The following is a 15343-nucleotide window of genomic DNA, read 5'->3' as shown; positions in this document are numbered from 1 at the left end:
ATACCTCATTTACCAGCGACGTTCGAAGCGTCGACGCAGCATAATCGCCGCAGCATTCATGACAAAAAGGAACACCAGCAACACCAGAATGGCGGCCGCTGTTTTGGCCTGGAAGGCAACCTCGGGAAGATCGGACCAAAGATAGATCTGCACCGGTAGAACCGTCGATGCATCCGTGATTCCTCCAGGAATATCGACGATGAAGGCAACCATGCCGATCATCAGCAAGGGTGCTGTCTCGCCCAGTGCGTGCGCCATGCCGATGATGGTGCCGGTCATGATACCCGGCATGGCCAAGGGAAGCACGTGATGGAAGATCGCTTGCTGGTGCGAAGCGCCGACACCAAGCGCTGCCTCCTTGATCGATGGCGGCACCGACCGCAACGCCGCTCGTGACGCGATGATGATCGTCGGCATTACCAAAAGGGCAAGCACGAGACCACCCACCAATGGTGCTGACCGCGGAAGGTCGAAGAAGTTGAGGAACATCGCCAAGCCAAGCAGGCCGAACACGATAGACGGCACAGCGGCAAGATTGTTGATGTTGATTTCGATGACCTCTGTCAGACGGTTCTTCGGAGCAAATTCTTCAAGGTAGATGGCTGCGCCAACCCCAAGCGGCAGACATAAAATCAGCGTTACGGCCAGCGTCCAGAGGGTCCCGACGAGAGCTCCGCGAATACCCGCCAATTCCGGTTCGCGGGAATCTCCAGAGGTAAAGAAACGTGTAGCGAAGGCTCGCTCAACTGTTCCTGAGGCCTTCAGCTGTTCGAGCCACGTCGCTGCCTGATCCTGAACACGGCGATTGGATTCAGGGGTGACCAGAGTCAAGATCGACCACGAGCCAGCGTTCGCAGGTTCGGCGCTCTTTGGCGTGATCAGTCTTGTTCCATCGATACCTGCGGGACTGATCTGTGTGGCCTTGATGGTCCCACCGTTCACATTGACCAGAAGGCTCGGCAGTTTGTCGTCCAACTCGATCGCCGTATTGGCGTCGCTGATGCGGGCGTTAAGTGTCTCGGCTTCAGCCTTATAAATATCGACCTGACCGCGCAGCGATGCCGCGGCGTCGCCCTCCATCCCCTGCAACGAATTCTCGAGGCGGGCAATTTCAGTGTGCAGTCGATCGAGACGCTGGAACAAGAAGGCTTGTATCTCCTGGAATGCCTTCGCGAAGTCATCCCCGGACGAACGAAGCGAGTAGGCGTCACCATTCAGTGTCTCGGTGAGTGTGCCTGTCCCTTTCAGAACAATCTCGTCCGTCTGATAGCCCTTCAAGAATTGGTCTGCATCGTCCGAAAGCAAAACGGGAACTGTGAGTTCCTGGCCTACCAGCGATGGGTTGTTTGAAACCATGCGCCTGAAATCATCCGCAGCACCTGAGCTCAACAGTCCGTTGAGGGCCCTGCGGTCGGCACGAGTGGTTACGTCCGGAAACTTGGCTGCCAATGCATCGCGAATTATCTTGTCGTAGTTGCCGGCCAACAAGGTGGTCCGATCGCCGGTCTTCTGAGGATCCAGAAGCGCCTGATCGGCGACTACTTTCAAATCAAGACGGTATTCGGAGAACGCAGGAATTCCCTTGAACAAGACATCGAGAAGGACAATGGAAAGGAATATTGCGGTGAGAATGATCGCCGCGATGCCATAGAATTTGAAGCGACGCTCTGCGCGGTAACGCTTCTTGACCAACGCATCGCGCGGTGTGTCGGTGACGGGGATGTCATTGGTTGAGGCGATGTCAGTCATATTGTTCCCGATATCTCTTGACGATCTGAAGCGCGATGAAATTGAGCACGAGTGTGAAGAAGAAGAGGACGAAGCCGAGGGCAAAGGCAGAAAGCGTCTTGGCGCTGTCGAATTCCTGGTCACCCACGAGGATGGTCTTGATCTGGACGGTGAAGGTGGTGACGGCTTCAAGCGGGTTGAACGTGAGGTTCGCAGCCAGTCCCGCAGCCATGACGACGATCATGGTCTCCCCGACCGCTCGCGAGATGGCGAGCATGAAGGCGGAAACGATGCCCGGCAGAGCGGCCGGCAGGACGACCTTCTTGATGGTCTCGGACTTGGTGGCCCCCATTGCAAAGGAACCGTCGCGCAAGCTTTGCGGGACTGCATTGATGACGTCGTCTGAAAGAGACGAGACGAATGGAATGATCATCATGCCCATGACCACGCCGGCGGCGAGCGCCGACTCGGACGACACGGACAAACCTATTGACTCGCCGGAGCCTCGAATGAACGGGGCTACAGTCAGCGCAGCGAAGAAGCCGAGAACCACGGTGGGTATGCCGGCGAGAATTTCGAGAATTGGCTTAACGATGCTGCGCGTTCTGGGGCTCGCATACTCAGCCATATAAATTGCGGCGAACAGCCCGAGCGGTCCGGCAACAGCAATGGCGATAACGGTAATCAACAGCGTCCCGGTCACGAGAGGAACGATGCCAAATGCGCCCGAGGATCCCACCTGATCAGCGCGGATCGCCGTTTGTGGCGACCACTGAAGACCAAACAGAAAATCGATCGGATTTACTTTGCTGAAGAACTGGATGGTCTCAAACACAACCGAGAACACGATGCCGAGCGTCGTCAAAACGGCAATCGCCGAGCAGGCAAGAAGGATGTACTTCACCAGGCGCTCGACGCTGTTTCGCGCACGGAATTCCGGCCCGATCAGGCGGAAGCCGAACATGGCGGCAACGAGGGCAGCAGCTATTCCAGCTATCAGCAAGAGCCAACTGGTGGTGCTTGCAGCGCTTGAATAGGCGGAGGCGGCTGTGGTCAGTTCCGGAGATGCGGTGCCTGCGTAGGTACCTGCAATGACCGAGTGGATATCCCGCAGGACAGCGCTGCGGCCGAGTTCATCGGAGATTGTCGAAGGATCCAGGCCCGAAAAGGCCCTGGCCTCAATGTACCTTTCAGCCAGAGGCGCTCCTACAATGAAAATGAGGATCATGGGCAGGAAGATCAGAGCCGCCAGAAACATCCCATGATACGAAGGGAGGGAGTGGAGAGAAGCTGGATCAGCCCCGGCGAGGGATGACGCCCTTTGTCGTCCCACGAGGAACCAAGAGACAGTCAGAAGAGCAAGAATCAGAAAATATGCTGTGGTCATCGGCCCACCAATCCCGGTCAGAAGCTTTTGCCTCGTGCGAAGAAGGGGCGGCCGGAAATGAAATCTCCGATCGCCCCAAACCCACGGATGGAGCTTATTTCAGCTCGTCACCCTTCATTGGCTCAAGCGCAACAACAGCCTTGGAGACTTCCGCATGACGTTCGGCCGGAAGGGGAACCAGGCCCTTCTCGGACAGATAGCCGTCTTCGCCCGTAGCGGTGTCTGAGACGTACTCGGCTGCGAACTTGTCCAGACCCGGAACGACGCCGACATGCGCCTTCTTCACATAAACGAACATTTCACGCGAAGGCTTGTATGTGCCATCGGCAATGGTCTCAAATGACGGTACGACGCCATCGACCGGCACCCCTTCAAGCTTCGATGCGTTTTCTTCAAGGAAGGAGTAGCCGAACACGCCGAATGCCTTTGGATTGGCTTCCAGCTTCTGAACGATCACGTTGTCGTTTTCACCAGCCTCGACGTATGCACCGTCTTCGCGAACGCTCTTCCAGACAGCTTCAAACGCCTTGGCGTCTTTACCCTTCAGTTCCTTCAGCGCTGGAATCTCGGCGGCACCTGGCTCCATGAAAAGTTCATGCATGGAATCGCGTGTACCGGATGTTGGAGGCGGGCCGAGGACTTCGATCTTCTCATTCGGCAGTGAAGGGTCGATTTCGGACCAGTTCTTGTATGGGTTTGGAACCAGCTTGCCATCGGCACCCGGCACTTCCTTGGCAAGCGCGAGGAAGAAGTTTTTACGCGAAATCTTCATCGGTATGCCGGACTTTGCCTGAGCAAAAGTCAAGCCATCGAAGCCGATCAGGATCTCGACGATGTCCTTGACACCGTTCTTGTTGCAATCGGCCCACTCGCCTTTTTTCATGCGGCGCGAAGCATTCGTTGCGTCCGGGAACTTCTCGCCGACGCCTTCGCAGAACAGCTTCATGCCGCCGCCGGTGCCCGTCGATTCGACGACCGGGGTTTTCATACCCGAGGTCTTGCCGAAGTTTTCAGCAACTGCCGTTGTGAACGGGTAAACGGTGGATGATCCGACGATGCGGATCTGGTCGCGGGCTGAAGCCGCGCCGAGGGATGCGGCAACGGCAATTGCCGTCACTGCTACGGTAGATAGAAGCTTTTTCATGGTAATACTCCCTGTGGAAACTGTTAAAGTAACCGCTATCTACAGAGCTTTTATAACAGTCGTGTGACACTTATATTACGGTTTGATCACAGATGCCGTGCGGGGCCTTGACGACCGCATCAAATTGAAATCATTAAATAAAATGGATTACTGCCGGGCGAAATCAGCTCAACGGAAAAAAGGGCATCGGCAAACCTTCAACGATTTCAATTACATCCTCCGGAAGATGCGCGACCCCGTCCGCGACGGAAAGCGGGAAAAGTCGCCCGGCGGACCCTTTATCGAGCATTTGGAGGCTGGGTCTCCCCAAAGAATCTGACCCTGCAATGCTTACCGGGATGAATTCCGAACGTCCTGAGGTCTTGCGATATGTGAACGCTGCGACGCCGACCTGCGGGTCGGAACGCACAGTAGACAAGCCCGCCGTGCGCTTAATCGCCGGCATGACGATTTGGCTGAACGTAATGGCAGCGGCATACGGGTTTCCGGGAAGTGCCCCAAAGATGACGTTTCCAAGTCGGCCCATCTTGAGCGGCTTTCCCGGCCGCATAGCCACCTTCGTAACCTCAAACTGCCCGCCGTTCTCCCGAAAAGCGGCTGAAAGATGGTCCTCCCTTCCGGCAGACGCGCCTCCGGTCGTAAGCAAAACGTCACATCGAGCCACTGCAGCGGCGATCATGGCGCTGATCAATTTCCTGTCGTCCCGGACCTGTCCAAAATCAATCAGTTCCACCCACGGTTCAGCCAGGGACGCCGCCAAAAAATACTTGTTCGAGTTGAATATCTGCGCATTGAATAGATGTTGCCCCGGCTCGACGAGCTCACTGCCCGTCGTGAAGAAACCAACGCGGACGGGCGCATAGACTTCAACCTCGCAAATCCCGAGCGCCGCCAGCAGTGCAATCTTGTTCGGTGTTATGAACTCTCGCTTGCGCAAAACGAGCTTGCCTGAAGCGACGTCCTCGCCTGAATGCCGCACGTTTGCGCTTCCACGGGGTCGGGAAAGTACCGTCAGCCTGTCGCCGGCGACGTCGCAGTCTTCCTGCCTTATGACGGTGTCAAATCCCTTCGGCATGGATGCGCCCGTGAAGATGCGCAAAGCGAGAGATATGTCGACGTCGTCGGGAGCTCGATCACCCGCGGCAACGGTGCCAGCGATGTCGAACATCCAAGGCCCCGTCCCGGTGGCGATCATCGAGGAATGGATTGCGAAACCATCCATCGCCGAATTGTCGAACGGGGGAATCGAAATCGGTGCGCGAATGTCGCTCGAGCAGACACGCGATCGGGCCTGGAGGAGCGGAACGACCTCAAAGCGGTGAAGCGGCTGCGACATAGCCACCGCGATGGTGACCGCCGTTTCGATGCTGACAGGCTTCTCGAAGGAGCCAGCCTGACAACCGTCGTCTACCTGCCATCTGACCTTGAGCGCTTCTGGCGTGTGATCCATTTTGCTCCTACTGGGAAACGCTTTGAAGATAGGCGTACAAGTCCTTGATGTCCTTTAGATTTTTCAATCCGGCAAACGCCATCTTTGTGCCTTTGACCTTGTCTTTGGGTGCAACAAGATAGTCTTCGATTGTCGCCTCGTCCCAGACCAATCCGCCAGCACCGGCTGCCTTCATGGCCTGCGAATATTGGTAGCCCGCAAGGGTTCCGGCAGTCCTGCCAATCACCTTGTGCAACGAATGGCCAACTTTGTTCTGCCCTTCCTCGACGGAATGGCATGCCGTGCATTTCTTAAAGACCGTGGCCCCGGCCGTGATGTCTTGTGCGTGAGAGGTGCTGTTGATCGTAAGGAGGGAAACGATGGCCAAGGCCAACCGTGCATTTACCATAAAGGAGCTCCGGTTGAATAAAATGGACGTGGTAGCGTCCGCGCGCCCTGCTAGTTGGCGGGCGCGCGGACATATCTCCTGATCAAGTCGCCGAATACTCCTTCGACTTGTATGTCATATGCTTCACATTTTCGGGCGCGTCCGAAATCTTCCGGATGTTTGCCCAGGTCTGCTTGTAGTTGGGAAGGATCAACTCGTTCGTTCCACCATTGATCACATTGCCTACCGCCCCTGTCGGGAAGCCGAACAACATGAACGTCTCTCCCTTCCGGGCCGTCGGTGTCGGATAGACGATGGCCTGGGTCGAGCCGCTCTCGTTGTAGATTTCGACGAGGTCACCGTTGCCGAGGCTGAGCTCCTTCATGTCGTCGGGACTCATTTCGATGAACGGATACGGCCATCGATCCATCACGAAGTCGTTTTCCTGGTCGAGAAACGCACTCTGCCAGATCAAGTTCGCTCGTCCGTTATTGATGAGGTACTTGTTGTTCTTTTTCTGCTCTTCCTTTCCCGGAGCCTGCAGGCCTCTCCACTTGGTTTCGAGGAAAGTTGCCTTGCCGTCCTTCGTCCCAAACTTCCCGTCGGTGTACAGACGTTTCGTACCGACGATCTTGTCCCCTTCGAACGCCGTCGCCGGTTCCTGGAAGCCGTTGTTGCCCATGGCGCGAAGACGGTCGTAGGTGACGAACTCACCGCCCTTGGCGTTCTTATTGTAGCCGTCCATGAACGCATCTTCTTCCGTCTTCCAGTCGTAGCCCTTGAACTGGTCGGCGTACTTGGCATCCCCCATCTCGCGAAGGACCCTCTCCAAGTTTTGGGCGATTCCGGCAGCGATCATGCAGTCGGGTTTGGCAACGCCGGGAGGGTCCATGTACCGCTCGACGAGACGCATGCGCCGTTCGCCGTTCATCGACGTCAGGTTCATCTCCCCCGATTCAGCGGCAGGGAGCCATACATGACTTGCAGCGCCGATCTTCGTGGGAATGATGTCGACGTCGACCGAGAACAGGCCGCCTGCATCGATAGCCGCGACGATCGCGTTCACCAGAGCCTCTTTGCCGCCGTAAGGAACACTGTTCATGGCATCCTTCACGAGATCGGTGCGTTTTTTGTAAACGCGGTTGAACTCATGGGCGTTGAGCGTTGTCTTGTAGTGATCGCAAGCCCAAATGTGATGGACGCCGCCCTTGCCTTCGATCAGCAGCTTGTCGACGTAGGCGGCGGGCTTCCCGACATGCGCATCTGACGGACGGACATAGCCCTCCTGATGGCCACCCATACGCACGCAACCGCCGCCTTCACGGCCGACATTGCCGGTCGCCAACGCAACATTCACGAGAGAGGCGTTGGTGCGGTAGTTGTCATTGCCCCAGATCAGACCCTTCTCGTAGGCGAACATAGTGCGCTTACGCTTACCACCTTCCTTGGGTTCGGCGATCCAGGACGCGGACTGTTTGATCTGGTCGACCGTCAGACCCGTTATGGAGGCCGCTTCTTCGAGCGTCGTCTTGTTCTTCGTTACGGCATCGTCGAAGCCGCTCGTCGATTTGGCGATGAAGTCCTTGTCCGTCCAGCCCTGCTCGGCAATATAAGTCAGCCATGCATTGAACAGGACCATGTCCGTTCCGGAGTTGATCGCCAGGTGCATGACCTTGTCCGAACCGGCTTCCGCTTCGGCTGCGTTTACGGAGACCGTGCGCCGCGGGTCGACGAAAATGATCCGGGCACTGTCGTGGGGCTCGTCGGGCAACTGGGCCTTCTTTTTATCCATCGAGGTCCCGCGCAGATTGGGGATCCAGTGATTCAGAAAATAGTTGGTCTGTGTTTCCAGCGGATTGTTGCCGACCGAGACGAGCGTGTCGGCCAGTTCGGCGTCCTCGTAACAATTGTTAAGCTCACCGACCCCCATATCGCGCGTCGCATGAACCTCGGAATTGTAGGCGGGGCGGTTGTGAATCCGGATATTCTTGATCTTCATGGATTCGAAATAGAGTTTGCCCGTACCCCAAGTGTTTTCATAACCGCCGGCCGAGCCGCCATGATCGAAGACCGAGACGAAAAGGCCGTCCTCTCCCTGTTTCTTGATGACCGCGGCGGTGACCCGCGCGACGAGATCGAGCGAGATCTTCCCATGTGGTCGGCTGCATCTGGCCATAACGCCATACCATCGGTGTGGTTAGCCGCTGCTGTTGGGTTCCTCTAGCGCGGCTGAACCGGGTTTCGCCCATCCGCGCACCGCGCACAGACCCAAGTCCGGAGTTCACTTCGCACTCGTGGTCTGGCTTGATGACGATGTGTACGTCTTCGCCGTTCTGCTGGACGATGTTGTACATCGCGGGCGCATACCATGCATCGGTTTCGGCGGCTTGCTGTTTTGCGAGGTCAACGCCGAACACATTATTTGCCGGATCGGTACCCCCCTGTTTGTTTACCGGCCACGAATAGGCGTGATAACCGCATCCTACGATGCAGTAGTGGCAGGTCACGTTGTGCTTCTTTGCATCGGCCGGAATAATCGGCAAACGGTCAATTTGGCTCTTGAATGCCATGATTATATCCTCCCTAAAGAACGTTGCTCAAACGGCCATACAATAGCTCGTCAAGACCTTCGGCGTAGATGTCGCCCTTGTCGTCGATGCGAAGCGAATACTGCGGTAAGTTGGAAGTGGCCTGGCCCCAGATTTGCTGTCCCCCCACCTCCGGATCAAAGACCGAATAATGTCCGGGGCAGTTGAAAGTGCGCTTGTCGGGCGAGTAATTGAGGGGAAATCCTTTATGCGGGCATGTGACGGAATACCCTACGATATCCCCGTCCGGGCCCATGCCCCCTGGAACCTTCTTACCGAGTTTCAAAAGAACGCCAGGCGCGTCAGCGTCAGGGTAAGTGACGTCCAACGGCTCGTTGACCTTCAGGTCTTTCACGTTCCCTAGCTTGTTTGACGGATATTCGACCCTAGCTGACCCACTGTTGGCCGGAGCGGCGGCAGTGGCTTCGCCGGGCATTGAAACCGCGACAGCCGCACCCGCCACCGCGAATGTGCTGCCTCTGAGAAATTGACGTCGACCCATGTCGACCAGTTTGCTGCAACGAGACATCTGTACCTCCCAAACCGTTGAACTGACAATTAAGGAGCAAGACCCGTGCCAACATTACAATTGTAACGGAAATCAGCAGAAACACGGCCAGTCCCCGATCTCGAAAGCCGAGCGTGTCCGGAAAGTCGAACATAACGAGATTTGGGGTTCGGTTTTCCGAACCATTCGCCGTTCTGTAGAAAACGCTGGCAAAGTATTGGCGCGGTTGGTGTATTAGGTTTTTGAAGCTGCACGAAGCGTTGTTGTTATTATCGCGATCAAGCTATCCGCAAGCTTCGCCACCGCGCCAGACGATCGGCTTAGCACCAGGGCGGTTTCACCGAGGTGCGGCAGTTCAGCACCCGACAAGCGCCTAAGGCGATCGGTTAAAGAGCATTGCGGCAGGACTCCGACGGCGATCCCGGCCGATATGGCAGCGCGAACACCGGCCACACTCTCGCTAGTGCAGATGATCTCATAGTTCAGCCCGGTTTTTTGAAGGAGATTGAGACAGCGTTCCCGCCACCAGCACGCCTTGTCGAACAGGGCCACAGGTAGCGGCCTGCGTTTCTCGACGTCATGAAAGGCGGAGCCAGCCCAAACGGCCGCTTCGCGATGGACAACAACGTCCTGCGCCATGACATTCTCTGGCGTATGGAGGGCGAGGTCTAGTTCGCCGGCGGCGAGCGCGGCCGGGAACTCCACACTTGAGCCGCATCGCAACAGGATACGTGCCCCCGGTTGCACTTCCGAAAACCCGGACAGGATTGAGGGCAGGAGGGTGTCACCATATTCCTCCGGAATGCCAAGACGGATTTCTCCCCTTGTCTGAGCTTCGCGCATGGCAATTACCGCCTGATCGAGCGTTTCAACGACCTGGCGGGCGGTAGGCAGCAGCTGCTCGCCGCGCGCGGTCAGTGAAACACCGCGCCCATGGCGTTCGAACAGCTGCTGTCCGACTATACCCTCCAATTTCTGTACCTGAAGGCTAACCGCGGATTGCGTTCGAAGTAGGCGGCTCGCACCCCGGCTGACGCTTCCAGCCTTGGCAACGGCAAGGAAACTGCGCAGCAGATCACTGTCGAGTTGGGGTAGGATATCGTGTAAACTCATACCTCATATTTACACTATTCGTTTCATTCATGGAAGTGCACCCAGTATGATGCCGTTAAAGGATTATGCCGATGTTCGTTGCGCTTCCTAGACTTCGAAGGCCAGTCATCTGGACGGCGGTTGCCGTCCTCTTCGCGACCGTCTCGATGGCGTGGCCGCAAAAGGCGCAGGAAACCTTGCGTTTTGTTATAGAGAGCTTAATCGATGTGGCCCCGACGATAGCCATCGGGCTTATCCTGTCGGCATGGGTCGCGGCAAGCGGAGCCGGAACTGTTACCGCGCAATGGTTCAGGGGCCGTCCGGTCTCGACAATCGTGATCGCGTCGGCGGTTGGTGCCGTGACGCCAGTTTGCGGCGTGACCGTGCTTCCGTTGATGACCGGATTGCTTGCCTCCGGCGTACCGCTCGCTCCCATTATGGCATTCTGGCTTTCGTCCCCCGTCACTGATCCGGCAATGTTTGCTGTGACATGGGCAGTGCTTGGCCCTGCTTTCGCTATCGGTAAGACCGTAGCGGCGTTCGCGCTCGGAATTTTTGCTGGTGCGGGAACGGCGCTCCTGACCGGGACCAGCATGGTTCGAAATCCGCTTCGCGCGTTGCGAAGACGGAATCCGGGGCAATGTGGCACCGGCACACCAACAGAATTCTCATTCAGCATCTGGCAGAACCGGGTTCGTATGCGGGCCTTCCGTGCCGATCTTTTTTCCATGACCAAGCTTGTCGTATTGTGTCTGACCTTTGCGTTTGCGGCAGAGTTCCTCCTGCGTGATCTTCTGCCGCCGCATCTTCTGGCGACTTATGTCGGTGAGGATTCCCTTTATGCGATTCCACTCGCGGTCATGGTCGGCGCGCCGATGTATCTAGACGGTTATGCCGCGCTGCCGTTGGTCAGGGGATTGCTCGACCTCGGCATGTCGCCGGGTGCGGCGATGGCGTTCCTTGTTTCTGGCAGTGCGGTCAGCATTTGGGGAATTCTGGCGGTATTGCCGGTCCTCCGGGCGCCAACTGTCGCTCTTTTCGCAACGCTTGCCGTGCTCGGTTCGTTAGCGATCGGATATGCCTTCGCAGCAATATGGCTGCTGCTGCCGTAACGAACCGTTTACACGGTCGGAGGCCCGTCGCGGCTGACCTACGCCACGTTTGACGCCCAGACAGTTCGGCCAAAGAGTCAGGTGCTGGTGCAATGCCAATCCCCGCCGCTTTTGACAATGAGTTTGATCGTTTGCTAGCGCTCCTTCGGAACCATTCCAAAGCGGGCCATCTTTTCCCACAATGTGGTTCTCGAAATGGCCAACAGGCTTGCGGCTTTCGAAATCTGACCGCCCGTTTGGTCGAGCGCCCGCTCGATCTGCCGCTTTTCCGCCGCATCACGGACGTCAGACAAGGGAGTGAAGCCCGATGATGCCTTTACGTCACCGCCCTCCGGGAATAGATCGGCCGGCATGATCCATTCACCGCGGGCCAAAGCAGCAGCGCGCTCGACCCTATTGCGGAGTTCACGCACGTTTCCAGGCCACGGGTGAGAGATGGCTGCGTCTTCGGCCAAGGAGCTGAAGCCGCGGATGTCGGTATCGGTTCGTTGGGTTGCCTCATCAAGGAAATGATCCATCAATCCGATGATGTCGTCCACGCGTTCCCGCAATGGGCGAGATCTCCACCGGAAGGACGGAAATCCTGAAATAGAGATCGTCGCGGAAATGGTTGCTCGGTGATTTGACGTTCAAGATTCGGTGGGTCGCAGACACAATTCGGGCGTTAAAGTGCACCGTCGCCTCGCCGCCGACACGCGTGAAGGTCCTCTGTTCGATCAAACGCAGCAGCTTGGCCTGCAGCCCCGCCGACATGTCGCCAATTTCGTCGAGGAACAATGTCCCCTTGCCTGCGCGCTCAGCGTAACCCAGGTGTCGCTGGGTCGCTCCGGTAAAGGCACCTTTCTCGTGACCGAAGAGTTCGCTTTCCATCAGTTCGGCGGGAATGGCAGCGCAGTTGACCGCGACGAACGGTTCGTTTGCTCGGTGAGAGACATCGTGGAGAAATCTCGCGGCCACCTCCTTGCCGACACCTGTTTCACCAGTGATGAGCACAGGAAGATCGTTGTTGGCGTAGCGGCTTAAAATACTGGCTACAGCTTGCATGGCTGAGCTGATGCCGAGCGCGGTTGGGTCCGCCGCCGACGAATGATGTGGACGGCATCCGCTACTGATGCGTCTGAGAAAATCGTCCATCGCGAATGGCTTAGTCATGAAATCGACAGCGCCGTAGCGCATGAGCCGCACTGCCTGATCAATCTCGCCATAACCCGTGATAAACATGAAAGGCGGAGTGCCGGATAGTTTGGACAAGCTCTGGAATACGGCTTCTCCGGAAACATCGGGTAACTGGATGTCACAGATGACCAGATCCAATGTCAGAGGCTGTGTCTCGATGGCGGCAATGGCTTCATTGCCCGACTTCCACCAAGTTACACACCAGCCTTCAAGCTCCAGTCGCTGGACAATGGACTCGCCCATGATCGGATCGTCTTCGACAAGCCCAATTCGGGCTAAATCAGGCAGCATTTGCATGCGCAAAGGTTCCCTGTTGGTGGAAAATAAGGCAAACTTTGGTCCCAGCCGAAAGGCGTTCGATAGTGGCCGATCCTCCGAGTTCGATTAATATCTGCCGAATGACCCAAAGACCTAATCCATGGCCCGGATTCATTTGATTCCGAAGATCGAGGTTGGTCAACATCGGCGCAAGAGCATCGCTGATACCGGGCCCCTCGTCCGTCACCTCGATCTTCAGGAATTCCGAGTTTGACGTAGCCCCAAAAGACACGCAGCCCTTTTCCGGCGTTGCTGCAATCGCATTCAGCATGAGGTTGAGCGCAGCCTGTCGGATGGGACCTGCCGGCACAGAAAAAGTCCCGTCAAAGTCGACCTCCCAAACCAACTCCTGTTGTTTGCGCCGTAGCTCCGGCAAAGCCAATATTTGGATGTCGTTGAGGTCGTCGCGGCTGAGTTTGGTCTGGGACCGTTCGTATTTGTAGGTGGCCAGCATCGCCTTCACCACGTCCCGGATCCCGATTAGACCTCGCTCTATCAGCACAAGCGAAGTTTCCCTCACGCCCGGTTTCGAGCCATGGGTCTTCAGCGTGTCGATCGCATTGAACAGTCCACCCAGCGGGTTATTGATCTCATGCGCCATCGAGGAGGACAGCCTGCCGAGGCTCGCCAGCTTTTCCTCTTCCGCCAGCCGGCGTGCGAACTCGCGCTGCTCGTGCTCTGACTTGACCAGTTCATTGAAACGATGGAACAGCCGCGACACTTCAGGATCGCCTTTGGGAATCTCGCTGCTGTCGATCAAACTGATCATGCCTCCGGAGGAGTTTCGCATGTGGTTCTCGAGCGTCCGCATGGGCCGGATCATATAGCTCACGAGCCAGAAGCCGCCCGCTGCGAAAAGGCACGCCAGAATACCGTTGGTGATGAGCAGCGTGACGAGGACATTCCGCCGCTCGCCCATCAAATGGGATACGTCAAGAATTGTGAAGATCGTCCCGACGTTCTGTCCCTGATAAAGCAGGTCGCGCCGCACGAACCCTTCCATCGTTTTTTGGTTCACCTCGACCATGCGGGAGCGGAACTGGTCCAAGAACTCCTGCGGCAATTGCGAAAACGACGGGCGGTTCCCGGGGTGGTTGGATGCGATGACGCTACCGTCGGATCCCGTGACTATGGTTTCCTTCAAATCGAGCGAGGCGTAACTGGAAGCGGATCTGTCGAGAACGTCGAAGACTTCCCAGACGTCGCCGCGCATGATTGATGGCAGGATCGAGGCGCTCACCCCGTCGAGGTAGCTCTCGACCAGCCCTTGAAGGTTTCTTTCCTGCATTTCCGACAATCGCCTCAGCACCTGGTCGGAGATCACAGCACTTATAATGATCATCAACAGGGCGACCAGCAGCGGCACTCTCAGGGCGACCCGGCTCGATTTCACCCGATGGAGCCACGTCATCACGTTGCGGCTCTCACGATCGCCATCTTCGCAGCGATTTTATCGAACAGCGCTTCGTCCTCAACGGCAAACCCATCCAACTTCAGCATACTTAAGATCATCCTGCCCTGTTCATCGGTCTTCATGTCGATCAAGGCAGCCCTCAGCTTTGCAATTCGGGCGTCTGAAGCCAGCAGCTTCGGCGACGCGATGGGAGGAAAGCCCAGCCATTCGGAACGACGCACAATCTTGGTTTGGTCGACCAATTCCGGTTCAAGCTGGCGCATGACCTCCCACACGTAACCGTCAACGCTGCCCGATTGTGCGAGACCGCGCGCAACTGCGCGAATGACGTTCCTGTGGCCGTAAGTGAAGAAATAACGTGAAAAGAAGTTGCCTTTTCCCAATCCATTTTCCGTCAACAGCGCTTGCGTGACCAAGTACCCTGAGTTCGAATCCGGATCGGAGTAGGCATGGATGTCGCCGCGCAATTGTTGCCAGTCGTCCACCTTCCGATCGTGCCCTGCAATGATGTACGATTGGTACAACGGTTTGCCTCGCCAAATCGGTGTCGCGACAAGATCGAGCGCGGAACGGAACTGAACAAACGGATAGCCGCATATCCAGGCGGAATGGATCTGGCTGGAGACCAAGAGTGCGGTAATCTCTTGGTAGGTCCTCCGCGCGACCAACTCGACCGGGGCCTTGAGTTTCGCCGAGAGATACAGCTGGAGGCTTCGCAGAAGTTCCAGGTCATTCGAGAGGAAAACCGGGGTCAAGCCGAAACGGAACGTATCCGTTTGGGCGCGTAGCACCGCGGGAGAAACCAAGGCGGCAATTCCGCTGAGACCACCCAAAATTATCGACCGCCTCGCAATGAGGCCAGTCCGTTTGTAACGGAGCTTATTTGCGGGCATGCTTCCTCCCTGGAACGACCCTCAGCGCACATTACCCGATGCCACGAATAATTTCGCCGATATTTTGCTAGCGCCGAGTGCGTCTTTGTCGACGTCGATTTCTGTTCATTGTTCGGTGACTAAACGTCTTATTTCTTTCCGCAATCGGGAACCTGTGAGAGGATAT

Annotated in this window: 12 protein-coding genes and 1 pseudogene; 1 reads left to right on the top strand and 12 read right to left on the bottom strand. The window is 56.7% G+C overall.

Annotation, left to right across the window (positions count from 1 at the left end; genetic code table 11):
• Positions 1-9: 9 nt before the first annotated feature.
• The 8 genes and pseudogenes from pstA to N8E88_RS05250 all read right to left on the bottom strand — a co-directional run bounded on the left by pstA (position 10) and on the right by N8E88_RS05250 (position 10285).
• The gene (gene pstA / locus N8E88_RS05285; RefSeq protein ID WP_262291467.1) at positions 10-1749 is read right to left on the bottom strand and encodes a phosphate ABC transporter permease PstA; all 1740 of its coding nucleotides are present in this window, start codon (positions 1747-1749) and stop codon (positions 10-12) included.
• Positions 1742-3115, bottom strand: coding sequence for a phosphate ABC transporter permease subunit PstC (gene pstC / locus N8E88_RS05280; protein ID WP_262291466.1), 1374 nt, complete (start codon positions 3113-3115; stop codon positions 1742-1744). Before pstC ends, pstA begins: the two co-directional genes overlap by 8 nt.
• 94 nt (positions 3116-3209) lie before the next feature.
• A complete protein-coding gene (locus tag N8E88_RS05275; protein WP_262291465.1) occupies positions 3210-4259 on the bottom strand; it encodes a substrate-binding domain-containing protein in 1050 nt (349 codons plus the stop codon).
• 163 nt (positions 4260-4422) lie between these two features.
• A complete protein-coding gene (gene glp, locus N8E88_RS05270) occupies positions 4423-5709 on the bottom strand; it encodes a molybdopterin molybdotransferase MoeA (RefSeq protein WP_262291464.1) in 1287 nt (428 codons plus the stop codon).
• A gap of 7 nt (positions 5710-5716) precedes the next feature.
• The gene (locus N8E88_RS05265; protein ID WP_262291463.1) at positions 5717-6097 is read right to left on the bottom strand and encodes a c-type cytochrome; all 381 of its coding nucleotides are present in this window, start codon (positions 6095-6097) and stop codon (positions 5717-5719) included.
• A gap of 82 nt (positions 6098-6179) precedes the next feature.
• Positions 6180-8646, bottom strand: a pseudogene (locus tag N8E88_RS05260) (arsenate reductase (azurin) large subunit).
• A 13-nt stretch (positions 8647-8659) separates the two neighbouring features.
• Positions 8660-9193, bottom strand: a complete 534-nt coding sequence (locus tag N8E88_RS05255) for an arsenate reductase (azurin) small subunit (RefSeq protein ID WP_262291462.1) — start codon at positions 9191-9193, stop codon at positions 8660-8662.
• 213 nt (positions 9194-9406) lie between these two features.
• Positions 9407-10285, bottom strand: coding sequence for a LysR substrate-binding domain-containing protein (locus tag N8E88_RS05250; RefSeq protein WP_262291461.1), 879 nt, complete (start codon positions 10283-10285; stop codon positions 9407-9409).
• A 71-nt stretch (positions 10286-10356) separates the two neighbouring features.
• Here N8E88_RS05250 and N8E88_RS05245 point away from each other — a divergent pair, with 71 nt between their 5' ends.
• Positions 10357-11376 carry a permease gene (locus N8E88_RS05245; protein WP_262291460.1) on the top strand — a complete coding sequence of 340 codons (1020 nt, stop codon included), beginning with the start codon at positions 10357-10359 and terminating at the stop codon, positions 11374-11376.
• A gap of 134 nt (positions 11377-11510) precedes the next feature.
• Here N8E88_RS05245 and N8E88_RS31490 read toward each other — a convergent pair whose 3' ends face one another.
• Genes N8E88_RS31490 through N8E88_RS05230 form a run of 4 tightly spaced genes read right to left on the bottom strand, consistent with a single transcriptional unit; the run spans position 11511 to position 15177 of the window.
• Positions 11511-11915: an AAA-type ATPase lid domain-containing protein gene (locus tag N8E88_RS31490; RefSeq protein WP_315975212.1), complete on the bottom strand. Its 405-nt coding sequence runs from the start codon at positions 11913-11915 to the stop codon at positions 11511-11513.
• The gene (locus N8E88_RS05240; RefSeq protein ID WP_315975211.1) at positions 11878-12849 is read right to left on the bottom strand and encodes a sigma-54-dependent transcriptional regulator; all 972 of its coding nucleotides are present in this window, start codon (positions 12847-12849) and stop codon (positions 11878-11880) included. The genes N8E88_RS31490 and N8E88_RS05240 overlap by 38 nt, the downstream gene beginning before the upstream one ends.
• Positions 12833-14281: a sensor histidine kinase gene (locus N8E88_RS05235; RefSeq protein WP_262291580.1), complete on the bottom strand. Its 1449-nt coding sequence runs from the start codon at positions 14279-14281 to the stop codon at positions 12833-12835. The genes N8E88_RS05240 and N8E88_RS05235 overlap by 17 nt, the downstream gene beginning before the upstream one ends.
• A complete protein-coding gene (locus N8E88_RS05230; RefSeq protein WP_262291459.1) occupies positions 14281-15177 on the bottom strand; it encodes a substrate-binding domain-containing protein in 897 nt (298 codons plus the stop codon). The genes N8E88_RS05235 and N8E88_RS05230 overlap by 1 nt, the downstream gene beginning before the upstream one ends.
• Between the last annotated feature and the right edge of the window lie 166 nt (positions 15178-15343).

It is taken from the genome of Phyllobacterium zundukense (assembly GCF_025452195.1).
GTDB lineage: Bacteria > Pseudomonadota > Alphaproteobacteria > Rhizobiales > Rhizobiaceae > Phyllobacterium > Phyllobacterium zundukense_A.
Note: the sequence above shows the minus strand (reverse complement) of the source record. Positions and strands in the feature narration are given on the sequence as shown.

What these genes read in the sequence shown, in the direction of transcription:
- N8E88_RS05235 (WP_262291580.1), bottom strand. Translation starts at nt 14,281, where the DNA reads ATGACGTGGCTCCATCGGGTGAAATCGAGCCGGGTCGCCCTGAGAGTG.
- pstC (WP_262291466.1), bottom strand. Translation starts at nt 3,115, where the DNA reads ATGACCACAGCATATTTTCTGATTCTTGCTCTTCTGACTGTCTCTTGG.
- N8E88_RS05245 (WP_262291460.1), top strand. Translation starts at nt 10,357, where the DNA reads ATGTTCGTTGCGCTTCCTAGACTTCGAAGGCCAGTCATCTGGACGGCG.
- N8E88_RS05240 (WP_315975211.1), bottom strand. Translation starts at nt 12,849, where the DNA reads ATGCAAATGCTGCCTGATTTAGCCCGAATTGGGCTTGTCGAAGACGAT.
- glp (WP_262291464.1), bottom strand. Translation starts at nt 5,709, where the DNA reads ATGGATCACACGCCAGAAGCGCTCAAGGTCAGATGGCAGGTAGACGAC.
- N8E88_RS05255 (WP_262291462.1), bottom strand. Translation starts at nt 9,193, where the DNA reads ATGTCTCGTTGCAGCAAACTGGTCGACATGGGTCGACGTCAATTTCTC.
- N8E88_RS05230 (WP_262291459.1), bottom strand. Translation starts at nt 15,177, where the DNA reads ATGCCCGCAAATAAGCTCCGTTACAAACGGACTGGCCTCATTGCGAGG.
- N8E88_RS05250 (WP_262291461.1), bottom strand. Translation starts at nt 10,285, where the DNA reads ATGAGTTTACACGATATCCTACCCCAACTCGACAGTGATCTGCTGCGC.
- N8E88_RS05265 (WP_262291463.1), bottom strand. Translation starts at nt 6,097, where the DNA reads ATGGTAAATGCACGGTTGGCCTTGGCCATCGTTTCCCTCCTTACGATC.
- N8E88_RS05275 (WP_262291465.1), bottom strand. Translation starts at nt 4,259, where the DNA reads ATGAAAAAGCTTCTATCTACCGTAGCAGTGACGGCAATTGCCGTTGCC.
- pstA (WP_262291467.1), bottom strand. Translation starts at nt 1,749, where the DNA reads ATGACTGACATCGCCTCAACCAATGACATCCCCGTCACCGACACACCG.